Consider the following 20,666-nt stretch of genomic DNA (forward strand, 5'->3'; position numbering starts at 1 on the left):
CTATGGCTCTTTTTCACCTTTCCCGGTGGTGGCCAGTCTAGTTGGTGCCGTCGTCGACCATCGAAAAATAGTCATCGCCGCCACGAGGCTGACGGAGCACGCGCCTATTATTGCCCACGGACTCTGACCCATCTCGAGAACCGACCACGGAAGAGCCGTTACTCCATGGGCCACACCAACAATGGGAGAGGCCGACCATCCGGCGCACACGGTCAGGGCATCAGCAAAAAATGGAAAAGGAGCCATGAGGGTTGCGGCAAGACCCACCAGCGTGACGACAGGTACCAATGGCGTCACGACGACGTTTGCGGGAATCGTGTAGGTGCCCCAAACGCCCGAGATGGCGGTGATCACCGGGGCGCACCACACCGTAGCGATCGTACTCATCGATACGGCTTCCGCTAGGACGACGGGGCAGAATCTCTCACACATATCCCGAAGGGCCTTGCCCTGACAGAGAATTCCGGCCGTGGCCAAGACCGATAGGGTGAACCCCACGTCGTGAGACAGCCTCGGATCGGCGATGAGTAGCCCGACCACCGTGACCCACAACCAGGACAGGGCGAAGCCGCCTCGTCCGAGGATCATCCCCCAACAACCTAAAACGCCCATCCATGAGGCACGCAGCACGGATGAGTCGGGGCCGACGAGGTACACATATCCGACGACGGCCGCGATTCCCAGCAGTAGGCTGACCGTTCTGGGAGACCCTGCCCATCGAGCGGCTCGTAAACCAAGCAGAGTCACCAGTGCGACATTGGATCCGCTGACGGCAGTGAGGTGCGTCAGGCCACTGGTCTTGAAAGCCTCCTTGGTGTCGGGAGTCATACGCGAATCGTCCCCGTAGCTCATACCTGTGACCAAAGCGCCGACGTCACGGTCCAGCAACTTCTCCGCCCTGTTCACGGTGTCTTCTCTGATTGCTCGCGCCCACGGCGGAAAAGGTTCATGCTCCGAGGATTCACCGCTGACGACGATCGGTTGAGAGACCAACCGAAGTGCCGGATGCCCGTCGGAACTCGGATCAAATTTGGCTATCGCGACATAGTCTCGGTGGCCTCCTTCTTCGAGGAAGTGATACGACTCACGGTCGCTCCACCACACCTCCGTGGGGAGAGAACCCTCGGAAATTTCTCCGCCGGCGTCGATGCGGCGAAGATCGACGTCGGTCACCCATGAATCCTCAAATCTTCCGGCTACTACTCTCAAGGAGCTATCGTGCCGAAACGTGACCCGTACCCGTTCCCCGTTCTCTGCGGCCCGTCGCATCGATACGGAGAGACTTTGCTGGGTTAGTCCGTCCCATCGCCACATCACTCCAGCGATGGCCAGAAGGCTCACGCACAAAGCTGCAGCCGCGGCGGTGACCAGTGGACGGCCCCAGGCTAAGCCCCATGCGCTCATCAGGCACGACGTCGTCGCCGCACCAACCACGAGTGGAACACCCCATGTCGGCAGCTCCCTCCCGCTGGTGACCACGACAGACGCGACGCCCCAGGCACAGACCGCGGCCGGCAAAAGACGGAAGTTAGCGCCCCTTACCTGGCCGTCATGAATCCGAGAATTCACCACGAGACCAGTGGCTCCAGCGCAGCGATCATCGTAGGGCCGATCCCGGGAACCGCGTCCAGCTCCGACAGATTGCGAAATGGGCCGTGCTGGGTTCGCCACTCGATGATGCGTTCGGCGAGCTTCGGTCCGACTTTAGGGAGTTTTTGGAGCTCTTCGACATCGGCGGTGTTGATGTTGATCTTGCCGTGGCTCGTGGAACTCGCGTCATGAGCTGATACTTGACCGTCACGGGGAGATGGAAGATCATCGCCCGCACGCGGCACTCGAATTTGCTGACCACTAGTGACCTGTTCGGCCAAATTGATGTCCTCCAGCCGAGCACCCTCGATCGCTCCCCCGACGGCTTCGATTGCGTCATTGACTAAGGCGCCGGGTGGCAATCTGACCAGGCCCGGTCTCCTTACGGCACCCACCACGTGTACGGTGATCTCGCCAGTTGTGGCTTCCGAAATGGCCGTCGAGGATCCAGACGCTCCAGCGAACCTCGATTCGAAAGATTCCCAAGGCACGGTTGACCCTGAGGTTTCCACGGCCAAGTTCGCGGTTTCCCCGTGGCGAGGCAGAAAGACATACGATCCCACCAGAGCGACGACGACCATGGCAACGAGGGCGATCGTCGCGCGGGGGCTAGGCGCAAGACCGAGCAGTCTTTTGGATGGATTCCGTGCAGTGCGACTGGCCCGTAGGGTGCCGTTCTGCGATGGGTCCTTGGTCAGCGCATCAAGCGCATCCTCGTTCTCGCTGGGCAAACGCGTTCGCGACCGCTCCATGAGCGCATTCAACCGTTCGCGCCCAGCAGCCGTTCCGGTTCGCGGTCGCGAGGTTGCCCGACGGCGCACACTGTGAGAATCCGTCGCATGAGCTTCCGGGTCCGTGAGGAAATCGTCCATACGGAGAAGCTAGTCGGCTAGCGCAATCGCTTTCCCGAGATGCGACCGCTCACGCCTCTTCCCTGTGGAACTACTAGCTTTTCATCCTGGGACTCAGCTCGATGTGGACGAAAGCTCTGGCACCAGTCCTGCTGGTTCACACACGGCACTGACCGGGCCGAGACCGGCATGGATGGCCAATACGGGCGGTACCTCCGAGCGGACGACGATCGCTCTCGAGCCGAGTTCGAGGGTGACTAAATCCGCAAGGCGGTTAGCAAGAGCGCTTCCGTAAAAATCCTGAATGGCCACCACCACTCGACCGTCTTCACCTCGTGAAGCTTCGTCTTCCGCTAACGCCTGACGAGCATCCGCCACCACCAATTCACCCAAGCGCTTGACGGCGGCGGCCTCCTGACGTGGCCTTTCCACATATTTCAGCCGACCCTTTTGGACGGTTGCGATCGGTTGAATCTGAAACATCTGGCCGACCATGGCAAGACTCTTCGGAATCCGACCGCTACGAGCCAGGGCATCCAGCGTGGGCACGTAGAAGAGCAACCGAGCACATCGGGCGGCTTCTCCGGCCGCGGCTTCAACCTCAGCCGGGCTGCCTCCGGAACGCGCGACGTCGAGAGCGGCCACAACCGCCATTCCTTGTGCCATGGCCACGGTCCGGCTATCAATCACGGAAACGGAGGCTTTCGCCCCTCGGGCACTAGCCCTCGCGGCGTCGACGGTCCCCGAAAGTTCCGACGACAAGTGAATCGACACGATATGTTCGTAGCCCTCGGAAGCCAAGGACTCGTACGCCGCCGCGAAAGCCCCCGGCGAAGGCCGGGATGTTGTCATACGGCGACCCTCGGCGCTGGCGATCACCAACCGTTCCTTCAGACTAGGGTCATCTTCCTCCGTGAAGATTTGGTCCCCCACCATCAAGGGAAGGGAAATTGAGACGAATCCGCCCCCGGAACGCAGTCTGGTCGACAACGCCGGGCCGAGACCGATCGCCGAATCCGTGACGATCGCGACCTTCTGCCGGGGGTGGGATTCCGTGCTCACACGAACCTCAGATCACGATATTGACGAGCTTAGGCTCACGAACAATCACCTTGCGGATCGGTGACTCTCCGATGTTCTTCCGCACCGTGGCGTCCGCCAAGGCCAAGGCTTCCAAGTCCTCTGCGGAAATATCCTTGGCAACGTCGAGGCGGGCCCTGACTTTACCCTTGATCTGAACGACGGCGGTCACCGTCTCATCGACCAACATGGCTTCATCGACGGAAGGCCACCCCGCGGTCAACACGGGTGTCTCGTGGCCAATTTCGTGCCACAGGTCCTCAGCGGTGTACGGCGCGTACAGCGACAACAATACGGCTACGGCTTCCGTGGCCTCACGAACTGCAGGGTCTCCCACGCCGGGGCCGGAATCGATGGCCTTACGTGTCGCGTTGACCAATTCCATGGTCTTAGCGACGACCACGTTGAACTTATGCGACTCCAACGCTTGCTCGGCCTCGTGGATGGTGCGATGGGTGACGCGACGCAATGCGTCGTCGCCCGAGGAATCTACAGGAGAAGCCGAACCGACGTCTTGGCCCAATCGCCAAGCTCGGGCCAAGAACTTACCGGCTCCGCCGGGAGAAACATCGGCCCAGTCGACATCGTCCTCTGGCGGAGAAGCGAAGACCATGGTGGTGCGCACAGCGTCAACGCCATATTCGTCAATTTGCTGTCCGAGATCGACCCCGTTGCCCAACGATTTCGACATGGCTTTTCCGCCATTGAGGACCTGTCCTTGATTCAGCAAGGCCCGGAACGGCTCGTCGTAGTCGATGTAGCCGAGATCTCGAATCACCTTGACGAAGAATCGAGCGTACAACAGATGCAAAATTGCATGCTCCACTCCTCCGACGTACTGGTCCACGGGCTCCCACTTGCGCAGTTCCTCCGGGTCGAAGGCCGCAGTATCCAGATGTGGATCCGCGAAACGCAGGAAGTACCACGAGGAATCCACGAAGGTATCCATCGTGTCGGTGTCCCGCTGCGCCGGCCCACCGCAGTTCGAACACTCAACGTTGACCCACTCCGTGGCGGCCGCCAGAGGTGACTTCCCCTTCGGCGAGAGGTCCTCGCCCTTGAGGTTGTCGGGAAGGCGCACCGGAAGCTGGTCCTCCGGTACGGGCACCTCTCCGCAGGACTCGCAGTGAATGATGGGAATCGGCGCGCCCCAGAAGCGCTGACGTGACAGCAACCAGTCACGCAGGCGAAAGATGGTCTTGCCCTCGCCCTTGCCTTCACGCTCCAGAATCTCGATGGACCGTCGGATGGCCTCGGTTTTGCCCAAACCGTTCAGCTCACCGGAATTGATCATGGTCCCCTCGCCGGTGGTGGCTTCCCACGTTTCGGCGGGGTTCTCGGCGTCGGTATCCACGACCACTCGGACCGGAAGATCGAATGTCCGCGCGAAATCGAGGTCTCGCTGGTCATGGGCAGGAACGGCCATGATGGCGCCGGTGCCGTAATCGGCCAAGACGTAATCGGCAGCCCAAATGGGGAGGCGCTCTCCCGTCAACGGGTTAATGGCATGACGACCGATGAACACACCCGTCTTAGGGCGATCGCTGGATTGACGCTCAATGTCCGAGAACGCCTTGACCTCTTCCCGGTACGCTTCGAGGGAGCTCTTCTGCTCCGGTGTCACGAGCTCCACGGCAAGATCGGAATCCGCCGCGACCACGAAGAAGGTATTGCCATACAGGGTATCGGGCCGCGTCGTGAAAACGGAGAGCTGAGTCGCGGGCCGGGTATCGGTCTGTTCGACGTCGAAGGTGACCTCTGCACCTTCCGAACGACCAATCCAGTTTCGTTGCATCGCCAAGACACGATCGGGCCAGTGGCCTTCCAGCTGCTTCATGTCGTCCAAGAGCTGTTGCGCGTATTCGGTGATTTTGAAGTACCACTGGTTCAGGGACTTCTTCGTCACCTGCGTGCCACAACGCTCACAGGCTCCATTGACCACCTGCTCGTTGGCCAGCACGGTCTGGTCTTTAGGGCACCAATTAACCGGCGAATCCTTCCGGTAAGCAAGTCCCTTGGCATAGAACTGCTGGAACAGCCACTGGGTCCAGCGGTAATACTCCGGATCGGAGGTGTGCAACCGGCGGGACCAGTCCACGGCGATACCGTAGCGCTTGAACGAGGCCGCCTGAGTCTCGATGTTCTTGTACGTCCACTCAGCAGGGTGGGTGTTGTTCTTGATGGCCGCGTTTTCCGCCGGCAGTCCAAAAGAGTCCCAGCCGATCGGGTGCAGAACGTCGTAGCCCTTCTGTTTCCAGTAGCGAGTGACGACGTCGCCCATGGCGAAGGCCTCAGCGTGGCCCATGTGAAGGTCCCCTGAGGGGTAAGGAAACATGTCCAGGACATATTTGCGTTCCCGTGAATCGTCGTCGAGTGGGGCGAAAACTTTCTCTCGCTCCCAGTAGTCCGCCCACGTCGCTTCCAGGGATGAGAAGTCGTAGGTCTTCTCGTCCATGAGGGCTCGTGAAGGATTCTCTCCAACCGATTGAGGCACAGTGTTTCCTTTGCGCTGGTGGGGTTGTACGTCGTGATGAGCAGGAAGCACCCAGAAGAGGGCCTGCCATCGGGAATAGTCCACAGTCTAACCCTGATGACGCATGCTCGACGATCCGGCTTGTATCGTGAGAATCGACCGGTTCTGCAGTGAAGGCGAACCCGTCGTCGACCCATGAGGAGTAGCGTGACTCGAACCACCCCATCGTCCGTCTTCGAGGATGTTCCCCAGAACTTCACGTTGCCTCAAGAGTCGAGCCTGGAATTCGACGGCAGCCGCGTTCGCTACTGGACGTACACAGCTCCTCGCTCGGAAGTTCTCGTAGATTCTCCACTCATTCTCATGGTTCATGGCTTCCGCGGAGATCATCACGGCTTGGCGCTCATCGCACAGGAGCTGTCCACGGAATGGGACGTCGTCGTCCCCGACCTCCCTGGATTCGGAACATCGGAGCCTCTGGTTGACCGAACACATTCCTCCGAGACGTACGCGGATGTCATTGCCGCTCTCATCCAACAGCTCCGTCCGCGGCCCATCGTCCTGGTCGGGCATTCCTTCGGCTCGGTCGTAGCGGCGCGAACGGCAGCTCATTCACCGGACGGCGTCGAAGCACTCGCTCTGATCAACCCCATTTGTGAACCTGCGCTGGAATCCTCGGCAAGGATTCCGTCCCTGGCGGCCTCGGCCTTCTATCGGGCCTGCGCGGCCCTGCCCGCCGCCATCGGCGATCGGCTGATTCGCTCCTCTTGGGTCACCCGCATCTCGTCGGAACTCATGATGAAAAATCGCGATCCTCGGCTGAGACGCTTCATCAACGGCCAACACGACGCCTATTTCGGTTCCTTCGCTTCCCGCGACGTCGTCCTTCAGGCCTATGAATCCTCCATTCGCGACACGGTGACCGACGTCGCCGCTCACGTCCAGGTGTCGACCGCGCTCATCGTGGCCGAACACGATGATTTGGGATCGGTCCCTGCGCAGGAGCGACTCGCCGCACGCTTCCCCCGCGCCGATCTGCACGTCATTCCCGAGGTGGGGCACCTCATCCATTACGAGACACCCCGGCGGGCCGCCGTTCTCATCGCTACCTTCGTGGAAGCACACATTCCTTCAACGGTAGGAGGATCTTTGTGAACACCCTCGCCCGCCAATCCAACGAGTTGCGGCTCATGATCGACGCACGCTACGTTCGGCCGGTCCACGACGGCATTAGCCGATACACCGCGAGCCTGCTCCATGCCCTTCACCGAGGAATTATTTCGGGAAATTATCCCCAGATTAAAGTCGTCATGGTTATTTCCGACGACGAACAGCTGGCCCAACTGCCTGACTTCCCTCATGTGAAGGGATTCTCCCCCACCGGCCCTTTTGAACCTTTCAGCGCGTTGCTACTCAACCGGTATCGGCCGGACGTGTTGTTCTCCCCGATGCAAACAATTGGCTCCTGGGGCCGGCGTTTCGGTTTGATCCTGACCTTGCACGACCTGATCTACTACGATCACCCGGATCCTCCGCGTTTCCTTCCGGCCGCGGTCCGTTGGGGTTGGCGACTATTCCATCGCACGTACCTGCCGCAGCGTTTGCTCCTTAATAGGGCAGATGACGTCGTCACCGTCAGCCAGACCACGGCCCATTTGATGGTCCAGCATCGCCTGACGCATCGACCACTACAAGTCATCTCGAATGCTCCTCCAGAAGGGTCTGGCGTCGATCTTCAGGAGGCGATGGCGAGGATTCCACATCGAAAGCGTTCCCTGGTGTATATGGGATCCGCCATGCCGTATAAGGGCGTGGATCTTCTGATCACGTCAATGGCCGAATTACCCGATTATGAATTACATCTGCTGTCCCGGTTCGATCCTCGTCGAAAAGAGGAATTGCTGCGCCTCATCCCCCAAAATGCCCAAGTGATCTTTCACGACGGCGTGACGGACAGCGAATATCAACACATGCTGGCGACCTGCACGGCATTAGTGACCGCCAGTTCCGCGGAAGGCTACGGGCTGCCCGTAGCGGAAGCGGCGGCCGAGGGGACCCCGAGGATACTCACGGATATTCCGATTTTCCGTGAAGTGGCTCCGGGAGCATTACATTGCGATTTTCAGAAGAAAGGCACCCTAGCCCAAGCCGTGCGTTCCCTCGAAGACCCTCAGGAACTGAAAAACCAGGTCGAAAATGCGATCCGCGATGCCGCGCGTGATAGTTGGGACCGCTCCGCTCGAGATCTCGTGCGACTCGCGACCTCAACGCGAGAGCGACGTCGAGGTTAAGGCGAATTCGGCGGACTGGATCGTGCCTACAACACATCCAGGGCATCGCATCGAATCTGCACCGACTGGTATTTTTTCGAGGCTGAAAAGGAGGCGCGCGTACTTCGGAGCCGCTCGGTGACTTGGGGTGCCAAGCCGTACGACATGAAGATGATGGCTCGATAATCGTCATCAGTCTCGTCGTCGGTCAGCGGTACAGGGTCTATCACGCGCAACCCCGAGGCAGGTTCCATATCGTCAAGGTGAAGAACACGCACAAACTCCTCAACGGATACTCGGGGTCCGGTAATGGCAACGGTCCGAACCGCAGGCGGCAACAAGAGCTCATGCCTTTCAGCCAGCTCTCGCGAAGCAAATCCCGACGGGTCCCACCGAATCAGTGCCCCTAAGGCTGCGGAATCCTCCGCGGTGCAGACGACCTGCCCGCCCTGATCTCGGGATGCCACGAGGGCGCTGGCGTTCATCCATCGTCTGAGCACGGATTCGGCATTGCGAAGCGAGTCTCTCGACAACATGAGATCGCCATCCAACAACAGCGCTGCCGTGTATCCTCCAGGCACCGTGGGTTCCGCACCCGGAGTCGCCACCACGAGCGCTGGCGAATCGCCTATGGAGGCCTTGATGTTCTCTCCGCTGGACGAAACCACCGGGACTTGAGGGAACGCGCGTCCGAGCTCCTCCGCGGTCCGCAGTGCGCCGACGCTCGTGAGCCGCCATGAATCATGTCCGCAGTGGGTACACTGCCAATGTGCGACCCCGCGGTGGCACCATCGGCACACGGCATGGGAGCGGGAGTCTTTCTCGAGGCTGAGCGGTCCGTAGCAGTGCTGACACCGGGCGGACTCTCGACATCGGGAGCAAGCCAAGGACGGCGCATAGCCGGTTCGAGCAACCTGAATCAAGACAGGGCCGCGGTTCAGTCCCTCGCGTGCCACCTGGTAGGCCAAATGCGGAATGCGGGCCCTGGCGGCGAGCGGGTCCCGTTCCCGCGTGTAGGAGTCAGAGGTGGCCCTGATGAGCGGAGAACTCTTCCGGAGATCCTCTCGCGCCGGGGCTATCGACCGGGCCCAGTCGGTCTGGACGAGACGCTGACATTCCGGACTGACGGCATAGCCTAAAAACACTGCGGAGCATTTTTCGAGCTGCGCCCGGAGGAGCAAGACATCGCGTGCGTGACAATACGGTGCTTGTCGCTCGGTGAGGTTTTCGTCGCCGTCGTCGTAGCAGACCACGACTCCGAGTTCGGGCACGGGGGCGAACGCTGCCGAACGAGTACCAATCACCACCCAGGCTTCACCCGACAGGACCCGCAGAAACGATGAGTACCGTGCCGAGAGACCGTCCTCGTGGTGAAGCCGTGCGATCCGTTGCCCGTCGACCAGCCGGTTAACGGCCGATTCCAGCTGATCCAGGCTGCGGCGGTCGGGAACAATGACTAACGCTCGGCGTCCTGAGGACAACGTTTCCGCGCACGCACGGGCCGCGAGCTGAGCCCAACCGGATTCGGCGGACGGTGCAACCGACATCACACCGCGAACCGGTGGCCCCGACGACGTCGCCAAGCTATCGAGAAAGCTCTCGCCGCCACGGTACAAGGCCCAGCCGGAAACGTCGTCATCTGGCTCAGGTTTCAGCCATGTAGGGGAATGGGTGTCTGCCGCACTACCCAAGCCATCGCCCCAAGACCCTTTCTCGGGACTTTTCTCGGGCTCCGCACCGGAGGATTGCGCTTTTCCCTCGGACGCCCCCTGTGAACGTGATTGTTGTCCGAGCCCCAGAACCTCACGCTCAAATTGTCGTTCGGCCCGGGCAGCTCGGGGCGGCACCGCCAAACGTACGACGTCGGACACCAAACCAGCACTCCGCGCGGCAACCGACCGGCAGAGCTCCCAGATCTCGGGTCGAAGGGCCCGCACCGGCGAGACCACATCACGCAAGGCCTGGAGACTCACCGAGGCATCACTGGTAGCCACTCGTTCAATGAGCCAAGCCACCGTTTCCCGGCCGTGAAAGGAAACGCGAACGCGAACCCCAGGCTGGGCGTCGTGATCAAGATGAGCCGGAACGGAATAGTCAAAGAGTCGGTCCAGGTGCGGAACCCGCGTATCGATCGCGACCCTGGCCACGGGTAACTCTGCGGCAAGCTCCACGGCGCCGGGTTCCCTACCAGGATCCGAAGACGCGACGTCCAACCCTTCCAAGCCCGGAAGGATCCCCTCCGGCTCATCGATCATGGGGTAACGGCTGCCCGCAAAGCGTCCACTCGGTTCGTCCGCTCCCACGTGAATTCGGGTTCAGAGCGGCCGAAGTGACCGTGAGCGGCCGTCTTCGCATAGATGGGACGCCGCAAATCAAGGTCGTTGATGATGGCCAAAGGCCTGAGGTCGAAGACGTCGCCAATGGCCTTTTCGATGCGAATCGGGTCCACGTGGTTCGTTCCGAAGGTCTCAACGTAAAGTCCGACCGGACGCGCCCGCCCGATGGCGTAAGCAACCTGCACCTCGGCGCGATCGGCCAATCCTGCGGCTACGACGTTTTTGGCGATCCACCGCATGGCGTAGGCCGCCGAACGATCCACCTTCGACGGGTCTTTGCCCGAGAAGGCGCCACCGCCATGACGTGACATTCCACCATACGTGTCCACGATGATTTTCCGTCCGGTCAGCCCGGCGTCGCCGACCGGACCGCCCTGAACAAATTGCCCGGCGGGGTTAATGATGTATTTGGCCCCATCGATATCCAGGTCGAGATCCGCTAGCACCGGATCGATGACGAAACGTCGAACCTCTTCTTCGAGGGTTCGGAGATCGTACTTCTCGTCGTGCTGACTAGAGAGGACTACTGTGTCGACGGAAACCGGGGTGTTGCCGTCATACCCCAACGTGACCTGAGTTTTCCCGTCCGGACGAAGATCAGGAAGGACTCCATCTTTCCGAACTTTGGTTAGCCGCTCAGAAAGCCGATGCGCGATCCAGATCGGAGCGGGCATCAACGCTTCGGTTTCGTTGCTCGCATAGCCGAACATGATGCCCTGGTCCCCCGCGCCTTGGCGGTCAAGATCGTCGCTGGCCGTGCCGTCACGGGTTTCCAGTGAGGTGTACACGCCCGCGTTAATGTCAGGTGACTGCTCACCGATCGACACCGAAACACCGCAGAATTCACCATCGAATCCGCGGGTTGAGGAGTTGTAGCCGATGTCCAAGATCGTGTCACGCACAATCTTGGGTATTTCGACGTAGCCGCGAGTCGTGACCTCACCGGCCACCATGACCTGACCCGTGGTAACCATCGTCTCCACGGCGACATTCGACATGGGGTCTTCCGTCAAGAGGGCGTCGAGGATCGAGTCGGAGATCTGGTCGCAGATCTTATCCGGATGTCCTTCGGTCACTGATTCGGACGTGAAGAGGCGAAGATGCTGATTATCTTTGGAAGTCACTCGATCACTCTACCCGTTTGCTTCAAAACCTCGGGCCCTATGAGCCAATATTGAGGTGTGACGCCACCCGCGTCATGAGACGTCTCGCAAGCACGGCTTTGGGGCCGGAAACAGATTCGGATGCAATTCCATCGTTGGTTGCGACGAGGATCGTGGCCGCGGTTTCGTCGCGCCCAAACACCAGTTCCGAACCGACTTCGTTGACCACAAGCATGTCCGATCCTTTCGACCGGAATTTCGCCTCCCCCAATTCTGCGACCGAGTGCTCGGGCGACCCCGTTTCAGCGGCAAAACCCACCAAAAAGGCGGAATGCTCCCCTCGACGCCGTGATTCCACCAGGCCCTTGAGGATGTCTGGGTTCCGCACCAATTCGATGCTCGGAGCATCGTCGGCGTCCGGATCCTTTTTGATCTTTGTTGTGGCCATGGATTTCGGACGGAAATCCGCTACTGCGGCTGTCATGACGACGGCGTCGGCGGAGTCCTCCCCCAAGACCGACGCGTGGACCGAAGACTCGAGCTCCAGGGCTGAAGAAACCCGGTGAACTCGAAGTCGTTCCGTCGGTTCAGGCGCCTCAACCTCAAGGTGGGCCACAATCAGGTCTACCGAGGCACCGAGATCTGCCGCAGCCTGTGCTATCGCGATGCCTTGCCGACCAGAGGATCGGTTACCGAGATAACGTACGGGGTCCAGCGCTTCGCGGGTTCCTCCGGCAGTGACGACGATCCGCCGCCCCGTCAGGTCCGGATTCTCGGTTCCTTGGCTAGTCAATACGACAAGGGCCTGTCGATGAATTTCGGCTGGCTCCGGAAGTCGGCCAGCACCTGAATCCCGACCGGTCAGTCGCCCGACGGCGGGTTCAATCACGGTGAATCCGTCCCGACGCAATTGGGCCACATTGCGGCGCGTCGCCGGGTTGTTCCACATCTGAGTGTGCATGGCCGGGGCAAAAACGATCGGACACGTCGCGGTCAGGATCGTAGCAGTCAGGAGATCGTCGGCTCGCCCGGTGACGACCTTGGACATGAGGTCCGCGGTAGCCGGGGCAACGACGATGAGTTCGGCCGTTTCTGCTTGTCGGACATGGTTTACCGAGTCGACATCTTCGAAGACTGAGGTACGAACGGGGTTGCCGGAGAGGGCTTCCCAGGTGGCAGCTCCAACGAAATTCAACGACGACAGAGTGGGCATGGCCACGACGTCATGCCCTTGTTCACTGAATAAACGCAGAAGCATCGCGGCCTTGTACGCCGCGATGCCTCCACCGATTCCGAGTATTATTCGCACCCGTTTAGTCTAACGGGTGCCGTCCGGGCACTCCTACCCGGTTTCGGAGGTTACTCGGACTGATCCGAGTTCTCTTCGCTGAACTGCACGAAGGCGTCCGCAGATTCGGACTCCTGTGCGAACATCTCAGAGTTAAAGAAGTCAGCCACGGGCTGGTCGTCGGAGATGACTTGACCGTTCTCGTTGAAGCGGCCTCCCTCGACGTGCTTTACCTCGATGACATCGTTTTCAATCTCGCGCATCGCGATGGAGAGAGACTTCTCGTTCAAGGACGTGTCGACCAACGGACCCACGTGCTCGAAGAGGCCTTCCTGCAACTGCGAGTAGTAGGCATTGATCTGACGAGCACGGCGAGCACCGAAGATCACCAGACCGTATTTAGAATCGGTCTTCTCGAGGAGTGAATCCACCGAGGGATCGATGATGCCTTCATGTTCGGAAAGTGCCAAGAATTTCTCCCGTGACGTTGATGGGTATGTACCGGGCCGATCGCCCGATAATCATCCGACGGCCACCTGTGGGGCCTCGGGCAAAACTAAAAGTCCATGATACAACCGTATGCCTAGGATTGCACCCTGGTCGGCCCCAGCGTGGTTTCGACCGGCCGTCGGACCACGATTCACCGTACCCGGATTGGTCGCGTCAGCTCCGCTGTGTCGCGGATTCAATTCCCATGATCTTCACGACCTCGGCCGCCGCTTTTTCCACAGTGTCGTTGACGATCGTCTCGTCAAACTCGGGCTCGGCAGCTAATTCTTCCTTGGCCGTCTCCAATCGAACACGCTGTTCGGTGTCCGTTTCCGTGCCGCGCGTCCGCAAACGACGAACCAACTCATCCCAGCTCGGCGGCGCGAGAAAGATCATATTTGCTTCGGGCATCGCATTGCGTACCTGCCGAGCGCCTTGAATATCGATTTCCAGGAGCACGTGGCGTCCTGCGTCCAATGCCTCCGTCACCATGCGACGCATCGTTCCGTACCGATGGTTATTGTGCACCTTGGCCCATTCGAGCATCTGACGGTTATCAACCATCGAATCGAATTCTTCGTCGGAGACGAAGTAATAATGCACCCCGTCTTGTTCGCCAGGACGGGGTCCACGCGTCGTCGCAGAAATGGACAACCACACCTCGGGGTAGTGATCGCGGATGTAAGCAGAGACCGTCCCCTTTCCGACGGCTGTCGGTCCGGCCAAAACGGTCAACTTAGGGGACTGGGTCTCTGACATTGGACTACCCTTCGAGGTATTCGATGAGATTCTTACGCTGGTGAGCCCCGAGGCCGCGAAGGCGACGACTCGGTGCGATCCTCAGATCACGCATGATCGCAGCAGCTCGCACTTCACCAATACTCGGGAGCGATTTCAACATATCCTCGACGCGGATGCGTTGCAAAGCTTCATCCGTATCCGCGCGCTTCAAGAATTGCTCAATGGTGATTTCGCGATTCTTAAGCGCGAGTTTTGCGTTAGCGCGCGCCTGCCGCGAAAGCTTGGCCTTTTCACGAGCCGCCGCGCGTTCCTGGTCGGTCAGAGGGCGTAGAGCCATAGTTACTTCCTCTCCAGTGCGTACGAGATAACAATTACTAATCCCCAAGATTCCCGTACGTATGGAAACTAAAGTACCCCAGGAATGCCGTACTTACCAGTCAGTAACACGCCGAATCTCGTGCTTTGTTTGACCTCGAAGGATACCTTCGTACGGCACGGACCCGCGCCTAGCCGGCATGCAGGGTTTGGCGCAAACGGGAATTGCAGGCAATCGCTTCCCTGACCAGCGCATCCGCATCCGGTCCATGACGTAAAACCCCACGTGAGGAGGAGACGACGACCTGATCCCGACATCCCCGGAACACCTGAGCAAGATCCTCTTCCGAAGCGCCCTGGGCTCCGTATCCAGGAGCGAGGATCAGTCCATTGAACTCAGAGAGATGAATGCCCAGCGTGTCCAGCGAGTCGCCCACGGTTGCCCCCACGACCAATCCGCAGGGTCCGACATGCTTCGAGGGGTGGCGTTCGTTCTCTTTATACGCTGCCTCAACGACACTTTTGGCCACCGACTTCTCGACTCCCTGATGCTGAACCTCGGCGCCTTCAGGGTTAGAGGTTAGCGCCAGCACGAAAGTGCCTTTCCCAGATTGCTCGGCCTGACGCATCGCTGGGTCCAAAGATCCGAAGCCCAGGTACGGGCTCACGGTAAGGAAGTCCCCCGCCAACGGCGAGGACGCCCCCAGCCATGCGTCGGCATAGGCGGCCATCGTGGAACCGATGTCCCCACGCTTCGCATCGCAGATGACCTCGGTCCCCGATCCACGCATCGTCTCGATCACGCGTTCCAGGACCGCGATGCCCCCGGAACCGTGACGCTCGAAAAGTGCCACCTGAGGCTTGATCGAGGCGACTCTCCCCGACATGGCCTCGGCAACGGTCATGGCGAATCTCTCGAGGCCGTCCACCGAATCTTGAAGCCCCCAATCCCGCAGAAGCCCCGGATGAGGGTCAATCCCTACACAAAGGGGGCCGAGCTCCTGCATGGTGCCATAGAGGCGATCCCCTGCCTGCGTCATCGGTCGATTCATTTCGATGTCTTCTGAGCGGCTGCGGACAGGGTCGCTTCGTGGTCCTGGAGGCTCATGACATCCCAGGTGTGACGACGCTGCGCATCGATGGACTGGATCGCCGCACCGAATTCGGAGATCGTCGTCATCAATGGACATCCGATGCTCGTGGCCGCCGCGCGAATCTCGTAACCATCGCCGCGCGATTCCTCGGCGCCGGACGGGGTGTTAAAGATCAGGTCGATGTCGCCGTCGGTGATCATGTCCACGACGGTGCGCTCCCCTTCCTCTGCTTCCCGAAGCTTGGAAACCACCGTGCAGTCGATCCCGTTGCGCCGCATGACCATGGCGGTCCCACCCGTCGTGATGATCTCGAAACCGAGCTCCTTGAGCATCTTGACGTAGACGATCGCCGCTCGTTTATCACGGTCGGCAACGGTCACGAAGACGCGGCCCTCGGTGGGCAAAATGTTTCCGACGGCGGCCTGCGCTTTGGCAAAGGCCGTGTCGAAGAATGCATGGAGTCCCATAACCTCGCCCGTGGAACGCATCTCCGGGCCGAGCAGAGAATCCACGGCAGCACCGGTCTTGGTGCGGAACCGGTTGAAGGGCAATACCGCCTCCTTGACGGCAATTGCGGTGTCCTCCGGCAAATCGGCGCCGTCCATGTGAGAGGGCAATCGGCCTTCCTCGATGAGAGAAGCGATGGAACGTCCTGTACCAATCAACGCCGCAGATTTAGCCAGCTGAACACCCGTCGCCTTGGACACAAACGGAACCGTCCGTGATGCCCGCGGATTAGCCTCGATGACGTAAAGGTTGTTCGATGCCACGGCGAACTGGATGTTGATCAGTCCGCGGACGCCCACACCTTCGGCGATACTACGGGTGGCCTTTCGAACCCTTTCGATGATGCTGGGGCTCAAGGTCACGGGCGGGAGTGCACATGCGGAGTCGCCGGAGTGAATACCCGCTTCCTCAATGTGCTCCATGACGCCGCCCATGTAGAGATCGGTCCCGTCGTAGAGCGCGTCCACGTCGATCTCGATCGCGTCTTCGAGGAACTTATCGATCAAGGCCGGCTGAGACGGTGAAACCTCGGTCGCGTGGGAAAGGTAACGCTCCAGATTTTGCTCGTCGTAGACGATCTCCATGCCGCGACCACCCAATACATAGGAAGGTCGCACGAGCACCGGATAGCCAATCTCGTCGGCGATCACCTTTGCTTGCGCGAACGTTGAGGCCGTCCCGTTCTTCGGGGCAATCAAGCCGGCCCGGTCCAAGACTCGCGAGAACTCTCCTCGGTCTTCGGCGAGGTCGATTGCTTCTGGCGACGTACCCAAAATCGGGACCCCCGCCTCTTGAAGTTCCCGCGCAAGTTTGAGCGGAGTTTGCCCACCAAGCTGCACGAAGACGCCGAGAAGACCTCCGGTACGCCGTTCCGAGTCGATGACCTCGAGCACGTCTTCCAACGTCAGGGGCTCAAAGTACAGGCGCGTGGAGATGTCGTAGTCAGTAGATACGGTTTCGGGGTTGCAGTTGACCATAACGGTCTCATAGCCAGCTTCCCGCAGAACCATCGAGGCGTGAACGCAGGAGTAGTCGAACTCGATCCCTTGGCCAATACGGTTGGGCCCCGAGCCGAGAATCATGATGGATTGTCCCCCGTGCGGGGCCACCTCATCTTCCTGGTCGTAGGACGAATAGTGGTAGGGCGTGAACGCCTCAAATTCCGCCGCGCAGGTGTCTACGGTCTTGAACACGGGACGGACTCCGAGACTGTGGCGTACCCCGCGGACGACGTCCTCCCTGAGATGTACGAGTTCCGCGATCTGGGCGTCGGAGAATCCGTGACGCTTCGCCGTCTCTAGTGTCTCCCGCGTCAAATTACCGTCGGTGCGTACGAGGTCGGCCACCTCGTTGATGAGAACGAGCTGATCCAAGAACCACGGGTCGATGCCCGTGACCTCATACATTCGTTCGACACTCGCGCCCGCTGCAAGAGCCTGGCGAACGTGATGAATGCGCTCGGTCGTCGGCGTCTTGCAGGACTCGACCAACTCCTCGAGCTTCGCATGATCCAGCTGATCATTGCCGAAGGTAAATTCGCTGCCTTTTTGTTCCAGCGATCGCATCGCTTTCTGCAACGCTTCGGTGAAATTGCGTCCCAAGGCCATGGCTTCACCCACGGACTTCATGGTGGTCGTCAGAGTCGGATCCGCAGCAGGGAATTTCTCGAAGGCAAACCGCGGAATTTTGACGACGACGTAGTCCAAGGTCGGCTCGAACGAGGCCGGGGTTTTGCGCGTGATGTCGTTGGGGATCTCATCGAGCGTGTACCCGAGCGAAAGCTTGGTAGCGATCTTCGCGATCGGGAAACCCGTGGCCTTGGAGGCCAACGCGGACGAACGGGAGACGCGCGGGTTCATTTCGATGACCACAATGCGGCCCGTCACGGGATCCACGGCGAATTGAATGTTGCATCCGCCGGTGTCCACGCCGACCTCACGGATCACGGCGATGGCCACGTCGCGCATCTTTTGGTATTCGCGGTCGGTCAAGGTCAAGGCCGGAGCCACCGTGATCGAGTCGCCGGTGTGAACACCCACGGGATCAAAATTCTCAATCGAGCACACGACCACGACGTTGTCGTTCTTGTCGCGCATCATCTCGAGCTCGTATTCCTTCCACCCGAGGATCGACTCCTCGAGCAAAACCTCCGAAGTCGGGCTGTATTGAATGCCCGCGCCGGCGATGCGGTGGAGGTCTTCCTCGTTATAGGCCATGCCAGAGCCCAATCCACCCATGGTGAAGGAAGGGCGAACGACCATGGGATAACCGAGCTTTTCCGCGGCCTTCAGCGCCTCCTCCATGGAGTGAACGATCTCAGATCGGGCCGATTCGGCGCCGCAACGCTCGACGACGCCCTTGAATGCTTCACGATCCTCGCCCAGATTGATGGCCGCGATATTGGCACCGATCAGCTCGACTCCGAATTTCTCGAGAGTTCCGCGGTCGTCCAGAGCAATCGCCGCGTTGAGGGCGGTCTGCCCGCCCAGGGTCGGAAGGATGGCATCAGGTCGTTCGCGCTCGATGATGCGCTCAATAGTGTCCGGCGTAATGGGCTCGATGTACGTGGCATCGGCAAATTCCGGGTCGGTCATGATGGTGGCCGGATTCGAGTTCACAAGAATGACTCGGATGCCCTCTTCGCGCAGCACGCGGAGGGCCTGCGTACCGGAATAGTCGAATTCGGCGGCCTGACCGATGACGATGGGGCCGGAGCCGATGACCAGGACGCTCTTGAGGTCGTGACGACGAGGCATAGGTTTACTTTCCTGCTTTCTGGCTGGCGGCATCGGTGGAAGTCATGAGCTCGATGAATCGATCGAATAAGTAGGCCGCGTCGTGAGGTCCAGCCGCGGCCTCCGGGTGATATTGAACGGAGAAGGCGGGAATGTCCAGGCAACGAAGACCCTCGACGACGTCGTCGTTGAGACCAACGTGCGACACCTCGACCTTTCCAAATTCTTCGCAGGGTGCGGTAACCGGCCCATCGAGCGGGGCATCCACCGCGAATCCATGGTTCTGGGCGGTAATCTCCACGCGACCCGTGGTCCGGTCCATGACGGGCTGGTTGATGCCACGGTGCCCAAAGGGCAATTTGTAGGTACCGAACCCGAGGGCACGTCCCAACAGCTGATTGCCAAAGCAAATGCCGAAGAAAGGAATTCCTCGACGGAGAATTCCGCGAAGCAACTCGACCTGGACATCGGCCGTTTCCGGGTCGCCAGGACCATTCGAAAAGAACGCGCCATCGACGTTCAGATCGACGAGCTCGTCCAGAGTGATGTTCGCAGGGACCACATGGACCCGCACCCCGCGCTCGGCAAAACGTTGCGGTGTCATGGATTTGATGCCCAGATCGACCGCGACGAGCGTAGCAAGCGGTTCGCCGTTCCATCCGTGGTCCCGCGGCTCAACGGTGTACTTGCTGGTCACGCTGACCTCGTCCGCGAGCCGGCGCCCCTTCATCTCGGCGGAAGCGACAACTCGGCGGATCATCTCCTCGTGTGAGAGTTGGGCCTGCTCGCCACTGAAGATCCCAGAGCGCATGGCACCCGAATCTCGCAGGTGACGGGTCAGGGCCCTCGTGTCCACACCCTGAATGCCAACCACACCTTGTGCGGTGAGGTCCTCATCCAACGATCGCTCGGAGCGCCAATTTGAGGGCCGTCGGGCAGCATCTCGGACGACGTATCCGCTGACCCAGATGCGACGTGACTCGGCGTCTTCGGCGTTGACGCCGGTGTTGCCAATGTGAGGAGCGGTTTGCACGACGATCTGCCCCGCATACGAGGGATCCGTCAGTGTCTCTTGATAACCGGTCATGCCCGTGGAGAAAACGGCCTCTCCAAAGGCCTCCCCCGTTGCACCGTAGGTTCGGCCGCGATACGTCGTGCCGTCTTCGAGAACCAGTACGGCCCGATTCGCGGGCTGCTGTGCATGTGTCATGAATTCACTTCCTAGTGGTTTCTACAGACGGCCCGGAGGCCTCAGTGTCCTGGTTCTGGTGAGGTGCGGGAAGAGCGCTGTCAGCGTCCGGAACATGTGCTCGTAGACGTTCCAACAGCTCAGGAGTATCGGCGGCTCGTCGGGTTCGTAGCCCGGTGTCCACCAGCCGGTCGCCGAGACGCCACGAGATGACGGCCAACCCGTCCTTCTCGACGAATTTTCCGGCCATGCCGGATTCGCGTCGAAGCACCTCGATGGAATCCCGAGGGATCCAGAGGTCTCGGGAGCCATCGCGAGTCACGATCAGGCCCTCCGGATAAACCAAGGCCTGGCCATTGGATTTCACGCCCAAGCCGTGAACCGCAATTCTGTCCAGCCAGTCTCCGGCGGTGGTGGTGCAAACGTATTGGACGTGGCAGGCGAATTCCGCGGTGCTTCCCTCGAGTTCCTGGGGAACGTGAGGTACGTCAGCGATTCCGGCCTGTCTTGTGGTTCGGGAGCGCCATCCCCAGGCAATCAGGGCGAATACCAAGGCCGCCAAGATCAACGAAGAGACCAACGTCAGCAGGTGGTTGACAGACATC

At 60.1% G+C, this 20,666-nt stretch carries 16 protein-coding genes; 2 read left to right on the plus strand and 14 right to left on the minus strand.

What is annotated here, in order from left to right:
- The 4 genes from D8M21_RS04225 to leuS all read right to left on the minus strand — a co-directional run bounded on the left by D8M21_RS04225 (position 1) and on the right by leuS (position 5,976).
- Positions 1–1,173 carry a ComEC/Rec2 family competence protein gene (locus tag D8M21_RS04225; protein WP_048678370.1) on the minus strand — a complete coding sequence of 391 codons (1,173 nt, stop codon included), beginning with the start codon at positions 1,171–1,173 and terminating at the stop codon, positions 1–3.
- A gap of 392 nt (positions 1,174–1,565) precedes the next feature.
- Positions 1,566–2,462, minus strand: a complete 897-nt coding sequence (locus D8M21_RS04230) for a ComEA family DNA-binding protein (protein ID WP_053089921.1) — start codon at positions 2,460–2,462, stop codon at positions 1,566–1,568.
- A gap of 93 nt (positions 2,463–2,555) precedes the next feature.
- Positions 2,556–3,503 (minus strand): DegV family protein, encoded by a 948-nt coding sequence (locus tag D8M21_RS04235; RefSeq protein ID WP_048678371.1) that lies wholly within the window; start codon positions 3,501–3,503, stop codon positions 2,556–2,558.
- A gap of 7 nt (positions 3,504–3,510) precedes the next feature.
- Positions 3,511–5,976 carry a leucine--tRNA ligase gene (gene leuS, locus D8M21_RS04240; protein WP_048678662.1) on the minus strand — a complete coding sequence of 822 codons (2,466 nt, stop codon included), beginning with the start codon at positions 5,974–5,976 and terminating at the stop codon, positions 3,511–3,513.
- A gap of 225 nt (positions 5,977–6,201) precedes the next feature.
- On the opposite strand from leuS, the gene D8M21_RS04245 reads away from it, so the two are divergent.
- Entirely contained in the window at positions 6,202–7,149 is a 948-nt protein-coding gene (locus D8M21_RS04245) for an alpha/beta fold hydrolase (RefSeq protein ID WP_238651019.1), read from the plus strand.
- Positions 7,146–8,285: a glycosyltransferase gene (locus D8M21_RS04250; RefSeq protein ID WP_321174084.1), complete on the plus strand. Its 1,140-nt coding sequence runs from the start codon at positions 7,146–7,148 to the stop codon at positions 8,283–8,285. The genes D8M21_RS04245 and D8M21_RS04250 overlap by 4 nt, the downstream gene beginning before the upstream one ends.
- Positions 8,286–8,311: 26 nt before the next feature.
- Here the strand turns inward: D8M21_RS04250 and D8M21_RS04255 are convergent, their stop codons facing one another.
- From D8M21_RS04255 to D8M21_RS04300, 10 genes are all read right to left on the minus strand, one after another.
- Entirely contained in the window at positions 8,312–10,519 is a 2,208-nt protein-coding gene (locus D8M21_RS04255; protein ID WP_048678374.1) for a primosomal protein N', read from the minus strand.
- A complete protein-coding gene (gene metK, locus D8M21_RS04260) occupies positions 10,516–11,724 on the minus strand; it encodes a methionine adenosyltransferase (protein WP_048678376.1) in 1,209 nt (402 codons plus the stop codon). The genes D8M21_RS04255 and metK overlap by 4 nt, the downstream gene beginning before the upstream one ends.
- Positions 11,725–11,761: 37 nt before the next feature.
- The gene (coaBC, locus tag D8M21_RS04265) at positions 11,762–13,012 is read right to left on the minus strand and encodes a bifunctional phosphopantothenoylcysteine decarboxylase/phosphopantothenate--cysteine ligase CoaBC (RefSeq protein WP_048678378.1); all 1,251 of its coding nucleotides are present in this window, start codon (positions 13,010–13,012) and stop codon (positions 11,762–11,764) included.
- A 50-nt stretch (positions 13,013–13,062) separates the two neighbouring features.
- Complete coding sequence (gene rpoZ / locus D8M21_RS04270) at positions 13,063–13,461, minus strand: DNA-directed RNA polymerase subunit omega (RefSeq protein ID WP_048678379.1); 399 nt, start codon at positions 13,459–13,461, stop codon at positions 13,063–13,065.
- 193 nt (positions 13,462–13,654) lie between these two features.
- The gene (gene gmk / locus D8M21_RS04275) at positions 13,655–14,239 is read right to left on the minus strand and encodes a guanylate kinase (protein ID WP_048678381.1); all 585 of its coding nucleotides are present in this window, start codon (positions 14,237–14,239) and stop codon (positions 13,655–13,657) included.
- Between the two features lie 4 nt (positions 14,240–14,243).
- Positions 14,244–14,558 carry an integration host factor, actinobacterial type gene (mihF, locus tag D8M21_RS04280; protein ID WP_048678382.1) on the minus strand — a complete coding sequence of 105 codons (315 nt, stop codon included), beginning with the start codon at positions 14,556–14,558 and terminating at the stop codon, positions 14,244–14,246.
- 169 nt (positions 14,559–14,727) lie between these two features.
- Positions 14,728–15,588: an orotidine-5'-phosphate decarboxylase gene (gene pyrF / locus D8M21_RS04285; RefSeq protein WP_238651021.1), complete on the minus strand. Its 861-nt coding sequence runs from the start codon at positions 15,586–15,588 to the stop codon at positions 14,728–14,730.
- Positions 15,585–18,893 (minus strand): carbamoyl-phosphate synthase large subunit, encoded by a 3,309-nt coding sequence (gene carB, locus D8M21_RS04290; RefSeq protein WP_126855669.1) that lies wholly within the window; start codon positions 18,891–18,893, stop codon positions 15,585–15,587. The genes pyrF and carB overlap by 4 nt, the downstream gene beginning before the upstream one ends.
- A gap of 4 nt (positions 18,894–18,897) precedes the next feature.
- Positions 18,898–20,082 carry a glutamine-hydrolyzing carbamoyl-phosphate synthase small subunit gene (gene carA, locus D8M21_RS04295; RefSeq protein ID WP_048678386.1) on the minus strand — a complete coding sequence of 395 codons (1,185 nt, stop codon included), beginning with the start codon at positions 20,080–20,082 and terminating at the stop codon, positions 18,898–18,900.
- Between the two features lie 4 nt (positions 20,083–20,086).
- On the minus strand, positions 20,087–20,665 hold the full coding sequence (locus D8M21_RS04300; RefSeq protein ID WP_082156613.1) for a PH-like domain-containing protein: 579 nt from the start codon (positions 20,663–20,665) through the stop codon (positions 20,087–20,089).
- Position 20,666: the final 1 nt, after the last annotated feature.

Source organism: Kocuria sp. HSID16901, assembly GCF_003989425.1.
Lineage (GTDB): Bacteria > Actinomycetota > Actinomycetes > Actinomycetales > Micrococcaceae > Rothia > Rothia massiliensis.